The organism is Flavobacterium sp. LPB0248 (assembly GCF_013388355.1).
Classification (GTDB): Bacteria; Bacteroidota; Bacteroidia; order Flavobacteriales; family Flavobacteriaceae; genus Flavobacterium.
Genome location: NZ_CP058246.1, coordinates 2,417,598 through 2,437,499 on the forward strand (window position 1 = coordinate 2,417,598; position 19,902 = coordinate 2,437,499).

The window sequence follows — 19,902 nt, forward strand, 5'->3', positions numbered from 1 at the left end:
ATCCTCTCTCAGAATAATGACGATTGAATATATTTGGATGAATTAATTATTTATTCTTTTTAGCTGCTTTTCTAATTCCTCTACTCCTTTTACGGTTGCCATTGCGCGAGTATGATATTCTAATGCTTCCAGCTCAATTCTTTGCGCTTCACTTTCAGAAACGGTATTTTCGTTTATATGAAAAACCAGTGTATAATAAAACTTCACATACACCTCTACATTCAAATCACTTCTGTAAAGACCTTCACGAATACCCTTTTCAATGTTTTCTCTAAAAAGCTGTGTACATTGATCAATTTCATAAGACAAAATGTTTTGGTAAATCTCTGGATAATGCTTTTTTAACTGATAGATTGGCGAAGTATCAATGTTATTTTTAAACATGTCACGAAACATTTCTCTAATCTCAAAATTTTCATGGATAGCATTAAAGTTCTTTGCTATAATGGTATCCATGATTTCGTGTACCTGGCCATGAACCAGCGAAGTGCTTTCCTCAATCAGAACTTCTTTATTGCAGAAATACTTGTAAATCGTTTTTTTAGAAATACACATTTCACCCGCAATATCGTCCATTGTAACACTCTTAAAACCAAGCTTTAAAAACAACTCGCTTGCTTTTGCTATAATCTTCTCTTTCATTTTAAATTCTCGATTGCATCACAAATATACTTTGGAAACTAAAATTAAAAAAATAGTTTCCTGTTTATTTGTAATAATTTTACATCAATTTATTGATTTAGTAAGATTTATATGCTAAATTCTAAATTCGCTATAAGTTTTATGTCTTTCCCTAAGGCAGCACCAGAAGTATGATTGAAAGAACTGTAATCTAAACCAAAGTCCTCACGCTTAATATTTCCTTTAATTTCAAAAGCTACTTTCTTCTCTCCGTTATAAATATTTTCTCCAAGAAATTCAGCATCCAATTCAACTACTCTCGTGATATCTTTTATCGTTAGATCTCCTTTGAAAAAATTGATATTCTGATTTACTTTTTGAAATGAAGTCGATTTGAAACTGATAATCGGATGCTCATCTTCTTCAAAAAAATCTTGAAGCTGTAAGTAAGCATCTATAGATTGGAAACTCTCATTTTTGTTATTGATATCTAATGAGAATTCGACAGAAGCATCTTCAATCTCATTGTCTTCAATGTTTACATAACCACCAAATTTATTTGCATCACCTCCCAAATAAGAAGTTCTAGATCTTCTCATTTCTAATAAAACATCTGATTGGCTTGAATCTAAAGTCCATTTTGTTTTCATAAATAATTGATTTAATTGATTTTACAAATCATTAAAACTCTTCATGGAAACTTTTACAGTGTTCTTAGTTTCCATATTAACGCTGCAAATATAGACAGGAAACTCTGAATACCAAAAAAGTTTCCGGGTTTTTTAGAAAAAATTTTAACGCATTAAAAATGAGATGCATTAAAAGTGCATTTTAAATGATTGGTACGCTTTTAACATTTCATCTCTAAAAATTCATATTTGAATTGTATCTTTGAGCCTCGAAATCAGAATTCATTATGCACGATATAAGTCAGTACCAAGATTTTTTCATCAATTATCTAGAGAGTCAAAACATACATAAAGAACCAACAAATCTTTACGAACCTATTGAATATATTTTAGGACTTGGAGGAAAACGCATTCGTCCAGTTTTAACTTTAATGGCTGCTGAAGTTTTTGATACTGATTATTCGATTGCGTTACCAGCAGCAATGGCGGTTGAAGTTTTTCATAACTTTTCGCTGGTGCATGATGATATTATGGACGATGCACCATTAAGAAGAGGACAAGTGACGGTACATGAAAAATGGGACTTAAACACTGGAATTCTTTCTGGCGATGCCATGCTTATTTTGGCGTATCAATATTTTGAACAATACGAGCCGATTGTTTTTAGAAACCTTGCCAAATTATTCAGCAAAACAGCTCTTGAAGTTTGTGAAGGACAGCAATGGGATGTAGATTTTGAAGTTCGTAAAGATGTTACGATTCCTCAATATCTTAAAATGATTGAATATAAAACAGCAGTTTTGGTTGCTGCTGCCATGAAAATGGGTGCAATTGTAGCTAAAACTTCTGAAAAAGAAGCAGATTTGATTTATGATTTCGGACTAAATTTAGGATTGGCTTTCCAGCTTCAAGATGATTATCTAGATGCTTTTGGAGATCCAGAAACTTTTGGAAAACAAGTTGGTGGTGATATTATAGAAAACAAAAAGACCTATTTATACCTAAAAGCCTTAGAGTTTTCTTCTGATGAAAAAGCTTCTGAATTAGAAAAATTATTTACATTGCAATTAGATGATAATTCAGAAAAAATAGAAACAGCCAAAACGATTTTTAACGAATCAGGAGCCTCAAAAGCTACGCAAGAAGCTATTGAAATGTATACTTTAAAAGCCTTTGAAACCTTAGAAAAAATGGATATTAATTCTGAAAAAAAGGATATTCTTAGAACATTTGGCGAGAATTTAATGGGCCGTAAAGTTTAGTATTCAGGAGAAAATCTACAATCATAAATCAGCAATCTAAAATCTAAAAATCACATGTTTGTAGCACCAATAAATACCGAATCATTATTAGCACAAGCGCAAGCAGAGACCTTATATCTGAATCTTATCGAACAGATTAATAAAGATTTTAATCTGGCCAATGAAGGAATCGATTTTCCGTTGAGCATTTCACCAAATGAATTAAAAATTCAGCTTCACGAAAAAGTTTACCGAATGATTCAGTACAAATTTGCTGAATATTTAAACCTCTTATACATCATTGACGTTCCCGAAAACGAAATCAAACAACTAGATGGTTCAGATTTGGTTATTTTGGCTGAACAAGTTGCTTTCTTGATCTTAAAAAGAGAATGGCAGAAGGTTTGGTTTCGAAATTATTATAAGTAAAGTTCGTTTTCTCAAACACATCATTTCTTTTATTAAAAAAAAAGAATAATATTTGTCAGATAATTTCCTAGATCTATGAAAAAAATTACGCTGACCTTATCTTTCTTTCTTTTTTTAACAATTTCCTGTTCTTCGGAAGATTCTCCAACTACACCAGAAAAACCAAATCCTGAAGCAGAAACAAAACCTCTAACTGTAACTTTCACACAAGTTGATGTTGCGGTTTACGGCGCAAGTACAGGCTCAGTAAACATTACTCCTACCGGAGGAACTCCTCCTTATACCATTGCGCCATCGCAAACAGAACTGGCAGCTGGAGATTATACCTTTACCATAAAAGATAGCAAAGGACTAACAACAACTTTAACAACAAAGATTTTGCAGCCAAAAGCCACACTTCCTCAATCATCTTTGCTTAAACCAGCTATCAAAAATATCAATAAGAACTCTATCGTCTCAAAAACGAAAACAATTATAAAACATTTAGTTCAATCAATTCAATACAAAAAAAGCAATTATAAAATTGACGAATCTTCCGATTATTCATTAACTGACAACCTGTACTCTGATAATGAAAATACTCTTAACGCAAATACGCCTAAGGGAGATATTCGAAATTATATTTATAATAATGCCGGTCAATTAACTCAAATTGAAATTCAAAAGGGCCCAGAATCAATGGGATCTTCTGGAATTGAATTCTCTTATGAATATGATAGCAATGGAAATGTTATAAACAACAAAACTCCTTATACATATGAAAATGGCCTAATAACTAAAGTTCTGATTGATAATTATTTAACCACATACAATTATGATTCAGAGCAGAGAGTCACTAAACGAACAGGAAAATTAAACGCATCCACTTTTGAATACACCGATACCGAAGTCAAAGAAACCCGATATGAAATTATTCAATCATTAGGCGAAGTTGCCAACGGAAGAGTTATTCTCACAAAATATGATAAAACAAAGGCTGGAATCTATAATAATGAGCCTTATTATAAAATCGCCACTACTTTTTCCTCTTTATTAGGACAGACATTACCAAACCCTTATCTACATATTATTGAACAATCTATAGTTGACAATGGTGTAACACAAAAAACACAATCGTTCAAATATTTTTATGATACAGAAGGTTATTTAATAAAAGTAGATGACGGTGAATTTGTAACCATTTACATTTATCAACAAATCTAAAAAAAAAGAATCTTAGCAACTTAGATACTAAACTGCTAAGATTCTAAAGTTTTTTCTCATTGGGACGAACAATATTGTGTAATTTTTCTAATTCGTCAAAAAGTCCAAAATACTGAGTGTCAATTTTACTTCCAATAATCTGGAAACGACCGCATTTAAAACAGATCTTCGCTATTCCAATCGTCTTTTCTTTCCTTTTAAAAACAAAGATATCGCGATATTCAGGAACACATGCATATGCACTCATTTGCAAAGAATCTTTTTCACTAAATATATTCTCAATCTCTTTTTGCTGTTTGTAAGATAATTCAGATCTCTTGTAGTTGTGGCTTATTAAAGTTTTTTCAAAATCTTTTTTAGGGATACTGTCCGGAAAATATCCCATAAATAAGTCTTCAAACTCCTGATGTTTTTTTGATTTTTTACTTTTCCCTTCAAAATCAATTATGCTTTCAAGAGTGTAATTCACAAAATAATGATCAATTTTATCCGCATTAAAAAAAGGTCGTAATTCTTTTTTTACAACCTTTTCATTATTAATATTTTCTTTTTTAGAATTATTACAGCTTAAAATTAAAACTGCTGTAATTAAAAAAATAAATTTCTTCAAATTTCCGAATTTAAAAACTTAGAACCTTAGTATCTCAGTACCTTAGAACCTTAGAAATACACTCTCACAAAAGGCATAAATCCAGAGCCATAAAGACTTTTATTAGGATTATACAAAACGTCGTAACGAGCACCGATAGTGACACTTCCTGTTCTATAACCTGCTCCTAAATATAAAGCAGTGTTCCAATAACTATCTGAATATGGCGGATAGCGATTACCATAAATATCATATCCTGCTTCATATTGACTATCAACTCTAACCTGTTCTAATTCAGCTGATAATTGGATTTCTGGAATTGGATTTACTAAACCAATAAGGCTTCCTCCCCAAACAAAAGATTCGTAATAATTTTTTTGATATAAATAACCAAATTGAAGACCAGCACCAACGGCAACAATTTCGTTGACATTATAAATTGCACTCGGCATAACTGAAATATTGGTGTAACCAGATCCAAAACCCAATCCGAGTCCTCCACCAAATTGAACTTTCTCCCAAAAATGATTGCTATTGTCAATAACATATTTTTGCTGAGCAATACTATAACTTGAAAATAAGACGGCCAAAATCACAAAAAAATATCTGCAATCGATTGAAAATTGAATTTTATTCATAGTTAACGTTTATTTTAACAAATTTTTACGTAAAAGTACGTAAAAAAAAGATTTAAATAAATGTGATTGTTGTACTTTTGCCTTTCTATATAACAAAAAAGTATATTCACTCATATTATGGATAGGTTTTCATTTTTAAACGCAGCGCATACTGAGTTTTTTGCACAATTATACGATCAATATTTAGTAAATCCAGACAGCGTTGAGCCTAGCTGGAGAAGTTTCTTTCAAGGTTTCGACTTTGGACAGACTGTTTATAATGACGAAAATCCTGTGCAAACGATCGTTGAGTACGTGACTAGCGATAACACAGATTATAGTCAGATTTCTGAAAAACTAAAGAAAGAATTCAACGTTCTTAAATTAATTGACGGATACCGTACGCGCGGGCATTTATTCACGAAAACAAATCCTGTTCGTGACCGTAGAACTTCATCTCCAACTTTGGATATTGAAAACTTCGGATTATCTACAGCTGACCTTTCAACTGTTTTTGATGCTGCACAGACAATCGGAATGGCACCTTCTTCTTTACAGGATATTGTAAACCGTTTAAAAGCAATTTACTGCCAGCATATCGGTATTGAGTATATGTATATCAGAAATCCTGGCGTTGTAAAATGGATTCAAGATAAATTAGCTGTAAATGTTAATCAGCCAACTTTCTCTACAGAAGAAAAGAAAACAATCTTAAATAAATTAAATCAAGCCGTTTCTTTCGAGAACTTCCTTCATACTAAATATGTTGGACAAAAACGTTTCTCTTTAGAAGGTGGAGAATCTATCATCCCAGCTCTTGACGCTTTGATCGAGCAAGCTGCCGAAAAAGGTGTTGAACAATTCGTAATGGGAATGGCTCACCGTGGTCGTTTGAACGTTTTGGCAAACATCTTCGGAAAATCTACTCAGGATATTTTTGGTGAGTTTGATGGTAAAGATTATGATCAGGAATATTTTGATGGTGACGTAAAATACCACCTAGGTCTTACTGCCGACAAAAAAACAAGATCAGGAAAAAGCATCAACATCAATTTAGCACCAAACCCTTCTCACTTAGAAACTGTTGGAGCTGTAATTGAAGGTATCACGAGGGCAAAACAAGATAAATATTACAATGACGATTTCTCTAAAGTATTGCCTATCGCAGTACACGGAGATGCCGCTATTGCAGGTCAGGGTATTTTGTATGAAATCATTCAAATGTCTTTACTTGACGGATACAAAACAGGCGGTACAATTCATATTGTAATCAACAATCAGGTTGGTTTTACAACGAATTACTTAGATGCTCGTTCTTCTACATATTGTACAGACGTTGCCAAAGTAACGCTTTCTCCAGTATTACACGTAAATGCTGATGATGCAGAAGCTGTTGTACACGCTGTATCTTTTGCACTAGACTACAGAATGCAATTTGGACGTGATGTATTTATTGACTTATTAGGATACAGAAAATATGGACACAACGAAGGTGACGAACCTCGTTTCACACAACCGGTATTATACAAAATCATCGCAAAACATAAAAATCCAAGAGACATCTATGCAGAGAAATTATTGTCTGATGGCGTAATCGATGCATCTTATGTAAATGCTTTAGAAAAAGAATACAAATCTCAATTAGAAGAAAACTTAGAAGCTTCTCGTAAAAAAGATTTGACTATCATTACTCCATTCATGAAAAACGAATGGGAAGGATTTGTTCAGGTAACTGATACACAAATGCTTCAAAAAGTAGATACTACTTTTGACAAAAAAGGATTGGATTCTATCATCAACACCATCTCAACTTTACCATCTGACAAGAAGTTTATCAATAAGATAACTAAAATTGTTACCGATAGAAAAGCTGGATACGACAACAACACTCTTGATTGGGGAACTGCGGAAGCACTTGCTTACGGATCTCTTTTAACAGAAGGATTTGATGTTCGTATTTCTGGTCAGGACGTAGAGCGTGGAACTTTCTCTCACCGTCATGCTGTAGTTAAAGTGGAAGATTCTGAAGAAGAAGTAATTCTTTTAGATGCTATCGAAAACAAAAAAGGAAAATTCGGAGTATTCAACTCTCTTTTATCTGAATATGGCGTTTTAGGTTTTGATTACGGATATGCATTGGCAAATCCAAAAGCCTTAACGATTTGGGAAGCGCAATTTGGAGATTTCTCTAATGGAGCTCAAATTATGATTGACCAATATATTTCTTGTGGTGAAGACAAATGGAACAACCAAAATGGTATTGTGATGTTATTGCCTCACGGATATGAAGGTCAAGGTGCTGAACACTCTTCTGCTAGAATGGAACGTTATTTACAACTTTGCGCAAGACACAACATGTATGTTGCAGATTGTACAACGCCAGCAAACTTCTTCCACTTGTTAAGACGACAAATGAAAACAAATTTCCGTAAACCTTTGGTAGTTTTCTCTCCAAAAAGTTTATTGCGTGACCCAAGATGTGTATCTACAGTTGATGAGTTAGCAAATGGAAGTTTCCAAGAAACAATTGATGACAATACAGTAGATAAAAAGAAAGTAAAAACATTAGTTTTTGTTACTGGTAAATTCTATTATGACATTGTTGCAGAAAGAGAAAATAACGGAAGAAATGACGTTGCGGTTGTTCGTATCGAACAATTATTCCCTTTCCCAGTTGAGCAGATTAAAGAAATCATTGCAAAATATCCAAATGCAGACGATTATGTTTGGGCACAAGAAGAACCTAAAAACATGGGAGCTTACAGCTTTATGTTAATGAACTTTGATCTTGTAAAATGGAGATTGGCTTCGTTAAAAGCATACGCTGCACCAGCATCTGGAAGTTACACACGTGCAAAACGTCGTCATGCAGATGCAATTAGAATGGTATTCGATAAAAATTTATTTAGATAAAAAGAATGTTTCAAGTTTCAATCCCGATAGCTATCGGGATTGAAACCATAAAAACCTTAAACAAAAACAAAGATGATTTTAGAAATGAAAGTCCCATCACCAGGGGAGTCAATAAAAGAAGTTGAAATTGCAACTTGGTTAGTAAAAGACGGAGATTATGTAGAGAAAGATCAGGCTATTGCTGAAGTTGATTCAGACAAAGCTACTCTTGAATTGCCTGCTGAAATGAGCGGTGTGATTACACTAAAAGCTGAAGAAGGTGATACAGTTGCAGTAGGCGCTGTAGTTTGTTTAATTGATACAGATGCTGCAAAACCAGCAGGAGGCGAGTCTGCAGCTCCAGTAGCGGAAGCTCCAAAAGCGGAAGCTCCAAAGGCAGAAGCACCAAAAGCTGAGGCTCCAAAAGCAGCTCCAGCGGCAGCACCGAGTTACGCAGCAGGAACTCCATCTCCAGCAGCAAGAAAAATATTAGATGAAAAAAATATTGCTCCAGCAACAGTTTCAGGAACTGGAAAAGGAGGAAGAATCACTAAAGATGATGCTGTAAATGCAGTACCTTCTATGGGAACTCCAACTGGTGGAAGCCGTGGAACTGAGCGTACAAAATTATCTATGTTACGTCGTAAAGTAGCAGAAAGATTGGTTTCGGCTAAAAACGAAACAGCTATGCTTACTACTTTCAACGAAGTAAACATGACACCAATCAACCAAATTCGTAACGAGTACAAAGATGCATTCAAAGCTAAACATGGTGGTTTAGGTTTAGGATTCATGTCATTCTTTACAAAAGCAGTTACAAGAGCTTTACAATTATATCCAGATGTTAACTCAATGATGGATGGTGATTACAAAATCGCTTATGATTTTGCTGACATCTCAATCGCAGTTTCTGGACCAAAAGGATTAATGGTTCCTGTTGTTCGTAATGCTGAATTATTAACTTTCCGTGGAATTGAAGCTGAAATCAAAAGATTAGCTTTGAGAGCTCGTGATGGTCAAATTACAGTTGACGATATGACTGGAGGAACGTTCACAATCACAAATGGTGGTGTTTTCGGAAGTATGTTATCTACTCCAATCATCAACCCTCCTCAGTCAGGAATTTTAGGAATGCACAACATCATCGAGCGTCCAATCGCTGTAAACGGGAAAGTTGAAATTCACCCAATGATGTATGTTGCTCTTTCTTACGACCACAGAATCATCGACGGACGTGAGTCAGTTGGTTTCTTAGTTGCTGTAAAAGAAGCTTTAGAAAATCCAGTAGAATTATTGATGAATGGCGACGCTAAACGCGCTTTAGAGTTGTAATTTTAAGAATTTTCCACATTATAAAAAGCCTGTTCTAGTGAAAGAACAGGCTTTTTTTTGCTTAATATTAACTTAAGATTAGCTTAAGATGTTAATTTTTTGAATTAATGAAAATTTTACCCTATAAAAAATATTTTATTTAGAATAAATAAAAATAATTTGTTTGGTTGCGATTCAGCAATTAAATTTGCGCTATCAAAATTAATTCTAAATAAAAATGAAATTAAAATTTACGATTTCGCTCTTAACTTTGTGCTTTGCTCTCTTTACAGGAACTTCTGTTTGGGCACAAGAAAAAGCAACAATAAAAGGTCAGATTAGTTCAGATAGTGGAACAGCAGATAATATATCTGTTGCTTTAAAAGGAACAAAAATAGGAACAAACACAGATGTTTATGGTAACTATGAAATAAAGAACCTTAAACCAGGAACTTATATCCTAAGAATTTCAGCACTTGGATTTACATCTAAAGAAAAAAGTATCACTATTAATAGTGGAGACGAACTAATTGAAAATTTCACTATTGCTTCAAACTCTGAGCAGTTAAGCGAAATTGTAATTAACGGAAATGCTAAAAAAAACACATTTGCTCGTAAAGAAACACAGCAAGTGTCAAGATTACCACTAAAAAATCTGGAAAACCCACAAGTATACACCACAATAACGGCCGATCTTTTAAAAGAACAAGTTGTTACAAATATTGATGATGCCCTTAAAAATGCACCAGGATTGTCACCACTTTGGGCTTCTACTGGTCGCGGAGGCGATGGAGCTGGATATTACTCGTTAAGAGGTTTTGCTGTACAGCCAACTATGATTAACGGATTGCCAGGATTAACAAACGGAGGTTTGGATCCTGCAAATATTGAGAAAATCGAAGTTATCAAAGGGCCTTCAGGAACTTTATTCGGAAGTAGCCTAATCTCTTATGGAGGTTTAATTAACTTAACTACAAAAAAGCCTTACGATCATTTTGGAGGCGAGGTTAACTACACTGCAGGAAGCAACGGATTAAACAGAGTTACTGCAGATATTAATACTCCTGTAGATGATGAGCACAGAATTAATTTCCGTGTAAATACAGCTTACCACACAGAAAATAGCTTTCAAGATGCTGGATTCAAAAAATCGTTCTTTTTTGCTCCATCATTATCTTACCAAGTAAATGATAGACTTTCGTTTTTCATCAATACTGAATTCATGAATAACAAGCAGACCAATGCAACTATGTTATTCTTAGATAGAGCTGCTCCTTTAAGAGTTCATAATATGGATGAATTAGGTTATGATAACAAGCGTTCTTATACTAGCAATGAATTAGCTATTGAAACTCCTTCTTACAACTTACAAGGTCAGATGATGTATAAATTTAATGACCAATGGACTTCTCAAACTGTAGTTTCAAGAGGATCTTCTTCATCTAACGGTTACTATAGCTATCTATATGAAGGCACACAATTTGCTCCAACTCAAATAAGTGAAGGAATTGTTTTAGGACGTTCTATGAACTACCAAAATTCAACAACTTTAACGACAGATATTCAGCAAAATTTTATTGGAGACTTTAAAATAGGAAGTTTAAGAAATCGTATTGTTGTTGGTTTAGATTACTTCAATAGAGGAATGGTTGACAATAGCTCTAACTACGTAAGAAATGGTAATGTTTATATTGGTAATTTAGATGTAGCGACTGTGAATCAATATCTGTATCAAATTACTGATCCAACTAAATATATTACCAATGGTGATAACGGAAATTTAACCAAAGCTGGAGTTGATGCTCTTATTGCCAATGCAGGAATTAGCATGAACAAGTCTAAACAAGAAGTTTACAGCGCTTATTTTTCTGATGTAATCAATTTCACTCCTGCCTTATCTGCAATGGCAAGTTTGCGTGTTGACCGTTTTGTAACTGCTGGTGATTTATCAACAAAAGCTGATGATTATAACCAAACCGCATTCTCTCCTAAATTTGGTATCGTTTACCAGCCAATTATAGATAAAGTATCTCTTTTTGCTAACTATATGGATGGCTTTGCTAATTCTGCTCCAGTAACAGAAATTTTAGCAGATGGAAGTACTCGTCCGAGAACTTTTAAACCAGAGCATGCTAACCAATTCGAAATTGGAACAAAATTAAATATATTCAAAGACAAACTTTACGCTACATTCAGCTACTACGATATTCAAGTAAAAGATCAAGTTTATGTAGTTTATACAGCAACATCTCAGACACCTCACCAAGATGGAGCGCAAAGAAACAAAGGTTTTGAAGCAGAATTTGTCGCAAACCCTATTAATGGACTAAACATCGTTGCTGGTTACAGTTATGTAGATGCTATCTTAAATGCTGGAGACCCTTCTTTTATAGGGAGAAGACCTGAGAGTTCAGGGCCAAGAAACACTGCAAATCTTTGGGCTAGCTACAAATTCCCAGAAGGCGATTTACAAGGTTTTGGTTTAGGTTTTGGAGGAAACTACGCCGACAAAAACTTAATCATGAACAGAAATGGAGTTGGTCAGTTTGCATTACCTTCTTATACTGTTTTAAACTCTTCTATTTTCTATGGAACAGAGAAATACACTTTGACATTAAAATTAGACAATATTGCTAATGTTGATACTTATGATGGTTGGTCAACAATTCATCCAAGAAACATGAGAACTGTGGCAGCAAGTTTCTCTTATAGATTCTAATAAAACAACAAAAACACCTTCCTAGATGGAAGGTGTTTTTTAAATTTTAAATGATTATGATTACAATTGCCAGTCTTATCGTTTTCTTAGCTTTTTACGCACTGTATTATACTTCGAAAAGAGCCGTTTTATCATATGATTTAGGTTTTGAAAAATGGATGCAGAAAAATCCAAAGCAAACTAAAATCATCGGATTGATGCTCTTGCTTACTGCTTATGCAATGTGGCTTTTTACACAATCATTGGGTTGCGGAACATTGATGTTTTTTATTCAACTAATGACAGTTGGAAGCTTAATCATTATTCTTAAACCTTTAAAAAAAATAAACAGTAAGTTACTTTTGGCTCTATTAATTTTTATTGCCGTAACTGAATTTTATTACAACTAAAATCTACTTTAATTATACCATGCCAGCAAATTCAAAATATCTAAACCCTTCTTTTTGGCCTCGTTTTTCCAAAATTACTGCTGCAATTTTAGGCGGATACTTTGTTTCTGTTACTTTTCACTTGGCCTTAGCTGCTTGGTTTAGCCGCAAAGATGTATTAATCACAATGGCTTTCACCGGTTTTATTCTATGGGTAGCCTTAATGATTATTGCTTTCTTAGCCAAAAGCGGTTGGAAAATTTGGGGAGTTTACATACTGTTGTCTTTACTTTTTTGTCTTTTCATTTATTTGGGTCAAACCTATAACCATACGGCACAATAATATTTATGAATAACCGTCATTACAATATCTATTTTCATACACATACTGTCAGCGGCATCGTTATCAGTGTAGTTCTTTTTGTAATTTTCTTTGCTGGATCTTTTTCTTTTTTTAGAGATGAAATCATCAATTGGGAAAGAAGTGAATCTACAGCAATCACAAAAGAAATTCAATTAGATTACAATGATGCACTTCAGCATCTTGACAAAAAATATGTCTTGAACGGAAGAAATATTACCATTTCTAAACCTTCTGTAGAAAATAGAGTTGCTATATATATGGAAGGAACCAAAGATACATTGGCTCCTAAAAAACAACAGGCTGGAGAATTCTTCTATCTCGACAACAAAAACTACAAAACCTATACTTATCAAGAATCTTATTCGTTAGGCGAACTCTTATATCGCCTACATTTTCTAGCGCAAATTCCTTATCCTGCAGGATATTATTTGGCGGGATTTACAGCTTTGTTCTTTCTTTTTGCAATCATAACAGGAGTTTTATTGCATTGGAACAAAATCGTGTCTAACTTTTATATGTTCCGTCCAAAAGAAAAATTAAAAACACTTTGGACAGACGCACACACTGCTTTAGGAATGATTGGTTTGCCTTTCCAATTTGTATACGCGGTTACAGGAGCATTTTTTATGATTAAGCTTTTAATTGTAGCACCGGCTGTAATGGCTTTGTATAAAGGAGATCAAGATAAATTATATAAGGAGTTAGAATACATTGACCCTGATTATAAGTTTGAAAATAAAAAACTGGCAGATCCTTTTAATATTAATGAACTAGTTGCCAAAACTAAAAAGAACTGGACTGATTTTGAAATTACCCGAGTTTTTATCCAAAATTATGGAGATGCCAATATGCATGTTTTGGTAGAAGGTGAGCTTCTTAATCACAAAAAATTTACTGGAATAGGAAAAGTAGTTTACCGAATTGCTGACGGAAAAGAAATTGCGAAAAAAGATCCTGTTTTACATACCAGTTATCTAGATGTTGTAAAAAATGTCTTGTACCGAATACATTTTGGCGATTATGGCGGATATGCATTGAAAATCGTAAGTTTCATTTTAGGAATTATAACTTGTTTCGTCATTATTTCTGGAGTTATGATTTGGCTTGTTGCTCGACAGAAAAACAATATGCCTGAAAAGAAAAGACGTTTCAATAATGCTGTTGTTCGCATTTATCTAGCAATCTGCTTAAGCATGTATCCAATTACGGCATTGGCTTTTATAGGAAGCAAAATATTTTATCCTTTAAGCCAATCTAATTTATATGCGCTTTATTTTGGAGGGTGGTTGATACTTACCATATTCTTCATCATTAAAAAGAATGACGCTTTTACCAATAAATTCTCTTTGATTTCAGGAAGTATTTTAGGTTTTTTAATTCCAGTTACCAACGGAATCGTTTCTGGAGATTGGTTTTGGAATTCTTTTATGCAAAACAAATTTCAGATTGTCTTTATCGATGTTTTCTGGATTTTCCTGGCAGCAATTTCATTATATACCGCTTATCATTTAAAACCTAAGAAAACAAATTAGCACATAAACACTTTATTGGTTATTATAATTTCTTTCTTGTAATACATATTGCAATTGGTCATATAAACTATAAGTCTTACTTTTGCCCAATCAATATTTATTCTAAATAAAATGAGAGGGAAATTTGCAGTAGCATTAATTGGTCTTTGCTTTATATTATTTGCGCAAACATCGGCTTTAGCGCAACAAAAAACAGTTATTAAAGGAACTATTACATCCGTAAATAATGAACCTTTAGAAAATGTTTCAGTACAATTAAGAGGAACTAAAATTGGCGCTCTTACAGACAGTCAAGGTTTATACGAAATAAAGAATATTAGCGAAGGAAGCTACACGCTGCGCATTTCGGCACTTGGCCACACCTCAAAAGAAAAGAAAATTATTGTTAGCGGTGAACCCGAAATTATAGAAAACTTTACTATTTCTACTAATACTGAAGAGCTTGAAGAAGTTTTCATTAAAGGAAACATCAATAAATATAACAAATCTGAGAGTCCTTTTGTCTCAAAAATGCAGATTAAAAATCTCGAAAACTCACAGGTTTATAGCGTTGTTCCAAAAAGTTTAATGAGAGATCAATTGGTGATTAACCAAGATGATGCTTTAAAAAATGTACCAGGATTATACCAGCTTTGGGCTGCAACAGGAAAAGTTGGCGATGGAGGTTCGTATTTTGCCTCTCGCGGATTTGTAACGCAAAGTTTATTAAGAGATGGAATCGCCGGAAAAATCACCAACAGTGTTGATGCAGCGAATCTAGAAAGAATTGAAAGTATAAAAGGACCTTCAGCAACACTTTTTGGAAGCATCCTAACTTCTTATGGCGGATTAATTAATCGAGTTACCAAAAAACCTACAGAAACTTTTAGAGGAGACATCAGCTATCAATCTGGAAGCTATGGATTAAACAGATTATCGGCAGATTTTAATACCCCATTAAATGATGACAAAACGGCGCTACTGAGAATAAATGCAGCTTACAACGATGCAAATACTTTTCAGGACTACGGAAAAAACAGAAGCTACTTTTTTGCTCCTTCTTTTTTATATAAAATAAATGACAAACTGAATATTTCTATTGATGCAGAATTATCAACCGTTAATTCATCATCGCCTGCATTTACTTATATTCCGTACGGACAAACTCCAAAAAGCATCAATTTATATAATGCAAAAGACATTGCCAGAGACTGGAAAAGATCTTTTACTGGTGGCGAATTCATGATGAATACTAAAACTGCCAATGTTTTTGCGCAAGCTCATTATCAAATCAACGAAAACTGGAAATCTCAAACTATTTTCAGCTCAAGCGCCAATCAATCTGACGGACCGCAAGCCTGGTTTTATTTATTAGGAAACAATAAAATGTCTAGAAATGCCTGGAATATGGTTGGAAAAGACAATATTGTTGAGTTCCAGCAAAACTTTAATGGCCAGACTGAACTTTTCGGAATGAAACATCAATTGCTTTTTGGCGGAGATATTTTGAGATCTGAAACCAACAGCAGTCTAGGATATCTTAGCGGAGATCCAAATAATCCATTCAAAACAGATTATGACATTGTGGATTATTCTGCAGCAAATTCTAATTATTACAATTTCAATCCAAATAATATTGAGCCGTTATTTGTAAACGGTTACCAATACAGAACCATTACTTCTTTGACAACATATAGCTTGTATGCTGCAGATGTCATCAATATTACAGATCAGTTAATTCTTTCGGTTGCTTTACGTTTTGATCATTATAAAAACAACGGAACTTACGATCCTTCAACCAATATCAATTCGGGAGCTTTTTCGCAAAATGCCTTTTCACCAAAATTGGGACTTGTTTACCAAATTATAAAAGACAAAGTTTCTGTTTTTGGAAACTACCAGAATAGTTTTAAAAACATTGGCTACTTATTTGCAAACGTCAACGGAAATCCAGAATTAAAACAATTTGATCCTGAAAAAGCAAATCAGTTTGAAGCTGGTTTGAAATTAAATATCATACAAGATAAATTAAGTGCCAATTTAAGTTACTACAATATTGACGTAAAAAATATTGTTCGCGCTGGACAAGTGGTTAACACAAATGTTCAAGATGGAAACCAGACAAGCAAAGGTTTTGAAGTTGAAGTTACTGCAAATCCATTTTCTGGTTTAAACTTTATTTTTGGATATGCTAATAACGATAGCAAGCTAAACAATGCAAATGCAGATGTTAATGGTTTAAGACCTGAAACGGCTGGTCCTGAAAACTTAATTAATTACTGGGTTAGCTACAGCCTTCAGACTTCTAAATTAAGAGGATTAGGTTTTGGTATTGGAGGAAATTATGGTAGTGAAACTTTTGTTTACAATAGAAACCCAACAGGTTCAGGAAATCCTGCAGATGTTGAAACTTTCGTCTTACCATCGTATTCGATCGTAAACGCTACATTATATTATGATCAGCCAAAATACAGACTCTCTTTAAAAGTAGACAACCTTACAGACGAACTTTATTTTAATGGTTATACAACTGTAAATGTGCAAGCTCCAAGAACTTTTATGGGAAGTATAACTTATAAATTTTAAGTTTAATTATAAAAATGGGATTCAAAACGAAAATACGTTTTCTGCATAAATGGCTCGGATTAATTTCTGGGCTTATTGTTTTTATTGTCTGTATTACAGGATGCATTTTCTGTTTTCATGATGAAATAAAAGACATAACAAGAAAAGAATGGCGTTTTGTTGAACCTGAGGATAAACCATTTTTGCTACCGTCTCAGCTTCAGCAAAAAGCAAAAGAAGCTGTTCCAGAAAACAAGGCCAGCATGGTTGCTTATTATGGAAAAAATAGATCCGCAATTGTTTATACTTATTCAGATACTGAAAATCTCTATTTGTATTTTAATCCGTATACAGGAAAATATTTAAAATCAGAAAATCCTAAAACTGACTTTTTCATCATTGTTGAATATATTCATTTATATCTTCTTCTGCCCGATTATATCGGAAAACACATTATTGGCGGAGCAACCATAATTTTTATTCTTTTACTGATTTCTGGAATTATACAATGGTGGCCAAAACGAAAAAGCGATATTAAAAGAAGTTTCACCATTAAATGGAATGCGAAATGGCGTCGTGTCAATTATGACTGGCATAATACAACCGGGTTTTATATTTCTATAATAGCTTTAATTTTAGCTATAACCGGACTTACTTTTACTTATGAATGGGTTGGTGACGGAATCTACAAATCTTTCAATTTGGGCGGAGACAAAGCTGCCGAAACAAAAACACCTGTAATTGATACGACCGCATTCAAAATAAATTCGGTTTCAGCAATTGACAAAGCATTTGTTCAAACCTTAAAATTACAGCCAAAAGCAGAAATGTTCTTTGCAATGATTCCGCAGCAAAAAGGCGCTATTGTTAGTACGGGAGCTTATCCGCATGCATTGCGTTACGATCAGCAGAGTAATTATTATTTTCATCCGTCAAGCGGAAAATTACTCCAAAGTCAGCCTTTTGATAAAAAAAGCCTAGGACTACAAGTTGTCGAAATGAATTACGGAATACATACAGGTCAAGTATTAGATCTTCCAGGGAAAATTATAGCTTTTATAGTAAGTCTAATTGCCGCCGCACTTCCTGTAAGCGGATTTATAATCTGGTTTGGAAGAAACAGAAAATCCAAAAAAGCAAAAGCATAAAAAAACCGTCCCGAAGTATCGGGACGGTTTTTTTATAGTTAGTCTTGAAATTATATTAATTTCTGTTTGCTAAAGCGTTTTTCTGTAAATTTTTAACCGAGCTTACTTTGTTATCTACATAAGCAACTTCGCTTAAAGTATTTTCATTAAAGAAAATCCAATTTCCAGTTTTAACTCCGTCTGCGTATTCTCCAACGGCTTTTTTATTTCCTTTTTCGTCATAAGATACCCAAACACCGTCTAATTTACCGTCTTTAAAAAAGCCCTCTTGCTGCACTTTACCATTTTCATAGTAATAGGTTGCTTTTACCTTGTTTCCAGCAGCTTCTAATTCAGGCTTTCCTTCTTGTGCAACTACAATTCCAGAGAACAATATTGCAGCTAAAATTACACTCTTTTTCATATCTTTAGGTATTTAATGTTAAGAAATCTTTATCAAATATAGTTAATTGTTTACATTAAAAAAACTTTTGCTTAACAATTTGGTAACATTGGATAAAAACTTAACATTGGAAAAATCAATAAAACAAAAAAACCAGCGCTTAAGCACTGGTTTTACTGGTATTCTCGAAAAATTTGAATTTTACGATAACGTTGTAAATTTCGTAAAAAAATTAGTTCAATAATGCGCTTAACTGTTTATCCAACTCAGGATCAGAAGGTCTAGGTGCATCCGATTTTACAATATTACCCTTTGGGTCTACAAGAATAAATCTCGGAATTCCTGTTACACCATAGTTAACAACAAACTCAGATTCCCAGTCTTTATCAGCAAACAATTGAACACCGCCCAATTTTTTATCAGTTACAAACTTTTTCCATTTTTCATTGTCTTTTGCTTTATCAATAGAGATGCTTACAAACTCAATATTTTTCCCATGGTATTTTTCTTCAATCTTTTGGAGATAAGGAATCTCAGCTCTACAAGGCGCACACCAAGTTGCCCAAAGATCAATGTAAACATATTTTCCTTTTAAATCTGCCAGTTTTGTTTTTCCTCCTTTATAGTTTTCATAGTCAAATTCAGGAGAAGCTTTTCCAACCATTTTATTTGCTTTTGAAACTCTTTCGTATTCTTCAGCAGCATATTGGTGAAAACTCTCAAAACTGCGTTTTAGAGCTGTTTTAAATTCTGGCGCAAAATTTCCTTTTTCTAGATTTTCTGTATCCGTTTTTAATTTACCATCAAGCAAAGCAGTAAACTCATTTGATTCTTTAGCAAAAGCATCTTTTTGAAAGCTTTCGTCTTTTAGTGCCTGCTGCGCCAGGAAATTACTTTCATCAACACCTTTCCCTTTATATACTATAGTTTCATCAAATTCTTTTGCGTTCATTGTCAAATTGATCTCAGAATCTGGTTTCAAATATAAATTCGAAGACTCTGTCCCGTCAGAAAACACATAAAATCCCTGAGGAGCATCAAAAGCTGCAGCAAAAACCTCTTTTTTATCGATTGGAATTACTTGTTTAAAATTATTTCTTCCTTTAATGACTAAAGTGTCACTATTTCTATTGGCAATTTTAGCCGTGAACTTAACTGAACTTTTGCTTTGAGCAACAATATTTATAGCATTGAAAAGTACTAAACCTGCAACAAAAAGTTTTTTCATAGGTATTACAATTAGTTTTTAGATGAATCAAAACTAAAGAAATTAAAGCTTCTGATTTTCACAATTAACAATTTATTTGAAATTA

General features: G+C 33.6%; 17 protein-coding genes. 11 read left to right on the forward strand and 6 right to left on the reverse strand.

Annotated features, from left to right (window positions below; genetic code table 11):
- Positions 1-42: 42 nt before the first annotated feature.
- Positions 43-642 carry a TetR/AcrR family transcriptional regulator gene (locus LPB248_RS10030; RefSeq protein ID WP_177211310.1) on the reverse strand — a complete coding sequence of 200 codons (600 nt, stop codon included), beginning with the start codon at positions 640-642 and terminating at the stop codon, positions 43-45.
- Between the two features lie 107 nt (positions 643-749).
- The gene (locus tag LPB248_RS10035) at positions 750-1,271 is read right to left on the reverse strand and encodes a YceI family protein (protein ID WP_177211311.1); all 522 of its coding nucleotides are present in this window, start codon (positions 1,269-1,271) and stop codon (positions 750-752) included.
- A 266-nt stretch (positions 1,272-1,537) separates the two neighbouring features.
- On the opposite strand from LPB248_RS10035, the gene LPB248_RS10040 reads away from it, so the two are divergent.
- The 3 genes from LPB248_RS10040 (at position 1,538) to LPB248_RS10050 (ending at position 4,123) form a co-directional block, all read left to right on the forward strand.
- Entirely contained in the window at positions 1,538-2,512 is a 975-nt protein-coding gene (locus tag LPB248_RS10040) for a polyprenyl synthetase family protein (RefSeq protein ID WP_177211312.1), read from the forward strand.
- Positions 2,513-2,566: 54 nt separating this feature from the next.
- Complete coding sequence (locus tag LPB248_RS10045; protein WP_177211313.1) at positions 2,567-2,920, forward strand: hypothetical protein; 354 nt, start codon at positions 2,567-2,569, stop codon at positions 2,918-2,920.
- 75 nt (positions 2,921-2,995) lie between these two features.
- Entirely contained in the window at positions 2,996-4,123 is a 1,128-nt protein-coding gene (locus LPB248_RS10050) for a SprB repeat-containing protein (RefSeq protein ID WP_177211314.1), read from the forward strand.
- 43 nt (positions 4,124-4,166) lie between these two features.
- Here LPB248_RS10050 and LPB248_RS10055 read toward each other — a convergent pair whose 3' ends face one another.
- Complete coding sequence (locus tag LPB248_RS10055; protein WP_177211315.1) at positions 4,167-4,733, reverse strand: hypothetical protein; 567 nt, start codon at positions 4,731-4,733, stop codon at positions 4,167-4,169.
- 50 nt (positions 4,734-4,783) lie between these two features.
- The gene (locus LPB248_RS10060) at positions 4,784-5,350 is read right to left on the reverse strand and encodes a hypothetical protein (protein WP_177211316.1); all 567 of its coding nucleotides are present in this window, start codon (positions 5,348-5,350) and stop codon (positions 4,784-4,786) included.
- A gap of 117 nt (positions 5,351-5,467) precedes the next feature.
- On the opposite strand from LPB248_RS10060, the gene LPB248_RS10065 reads away from it, so the two are divergent.
- The 8 genes from LPB248_RS10065 to LPB248_RS10100 all read left to right on the forward strand — a co-directional run bounded on the left by LPB248_RS10065 (position 5,468) and on the right by LPB248_RS10100 (position 18,207).
- On the forward strand, positions 5,468-8,242 hold the full coding sequence (locus LPB248_RS10065) for a 2-oxoglutarate dehydrogenase E1 component (RefSeq protein WP_177211317.1): 2,775 nt from the start codon (positions 5,468-5,470) through the stop codon (positions 8,240-8,242).
- A 72-nt stretch (positions 8,243-8,314) separates the two neighbouring features.
- Positions 8,315-9,553: a 2-oxoglutarate dehydrogenase complex dihydrolipoyllysine-residue succinyltransferase gene (gene odhB, locus LPB248_RS10070; protein ID WP_177211318.1), complete on the forward strand. Its 1,239-nt coding sequence runs from the start codon at positions 8,315-8,317 to the stop codon at positions 9,551-9,553.
- Between the two features lie 217 nt (positions 9,554-9,770).
- A complete protein-coding gene (locus LPB248_RS10075) occupies positions 9,771-12,251 on the forward strand; it encodes a TonB-dependent receptor (protein ID WP_177211319.1) in 2,481 nt (826 codons plus the stop codon).
- 56 nt (positions 12,252-12,307) lie between these two features.
- A complete protein-coding gene (locus LPB248_RS10080; protein WP_177211320.1) occupies positions 12,308-12,640 on the forward strand; it encodes a hypothetical protein in 333 nt (110 codons plus the stop codon).
- A gap of 19 nt (positions 12,641-12,659) precedes the next feature.
- The gene (locus LPB248_RS10085; RefSeq protein WP_177211321.1) at positions 12,660-12,962 is read left to right on the forward strand and encodes a hypothetical protein; all 303 of its coding nucleotides are present in this window, start codon (positions 12,660-12,662) and stop codon (positions 12,960-12,962) included.
- A 5-nt stretch (positions 12,963-12,967) separates the two neighbouring features.
- On the forward strand, positions 12,968-14,515 hold the full coding sequence (locus tag LPB248_RS10090; RefSeq protein WP_177211322.1) for a PepSY-associated TM helix domain-containing protein: 1,548 nt from the start codon (positions 12,968-12,970) through the stop codon (positions 14,513-14,515).
- 111 nt (positions 14,516-14,626) lie between these two features.
- Positions 14,627-17,080 carry a TonB-dependent receptor gene (locus tag LPB248_RS10095; RefSeq protein ID WP_177211323.1) on the forward strand — a complete coding sequence of 818 codons (2,454 nt, stop codon included), beginning with the start codon at positions 14,627-14,629 and terminating at the stop codon, positions 17,078-17,080.
- 14 nt (positions 17,081-17,094) lie between these two features.
- Positions 17,095-18,207 (forward strand): PepSY-associated TM helix domain-containing protein, encoded by a 1,113-nt coding sequence (locus LPB248_RS10100; protein WP_177211324.1) that lies wholly within the window; start codon positions 17,095-17,097, stop codon positions 18,205-18,207.
- 55 nt (positions 18,208-18,262) lie between these two features.
- Here the strand turns inward: LPB248_RS10100 and LPB248_RS10105 are convergent, their stop codons facing one another.
- Both LPB248_RS10105 and LPB248_RS10110 read right to left on the reverse strand, forming a co-directional pair.
- Positions 18,263-18,610 (reverse strand): toxin-antitoxin system YwqK family antitoxin, encoded by a 348-nt coding sequence (locus LPB248_RS10105; protein WP_177211325.1) that lies wholly within the window; start codon positions 18,608-18,610, stop codon positions 18,263-18,265.
- Between the two features lie 211 nt (positions 18,611-18,821).
- The gene (locus LPB248_RS10110) at positions 18,822-19,817 is read right to left on the reverse strand and encodes a TlpA family protein disulfide reductase (RefSeq protein ID WP_177211326.1); all 996 of its coding nucleotides are present in this window, start codon (positions 19,815-19,817) and stop codon (positions 18,822-18,824) included.
- Between the last annotated feature and the right edge of the window lie 85 nt (positions 19,818-19,902).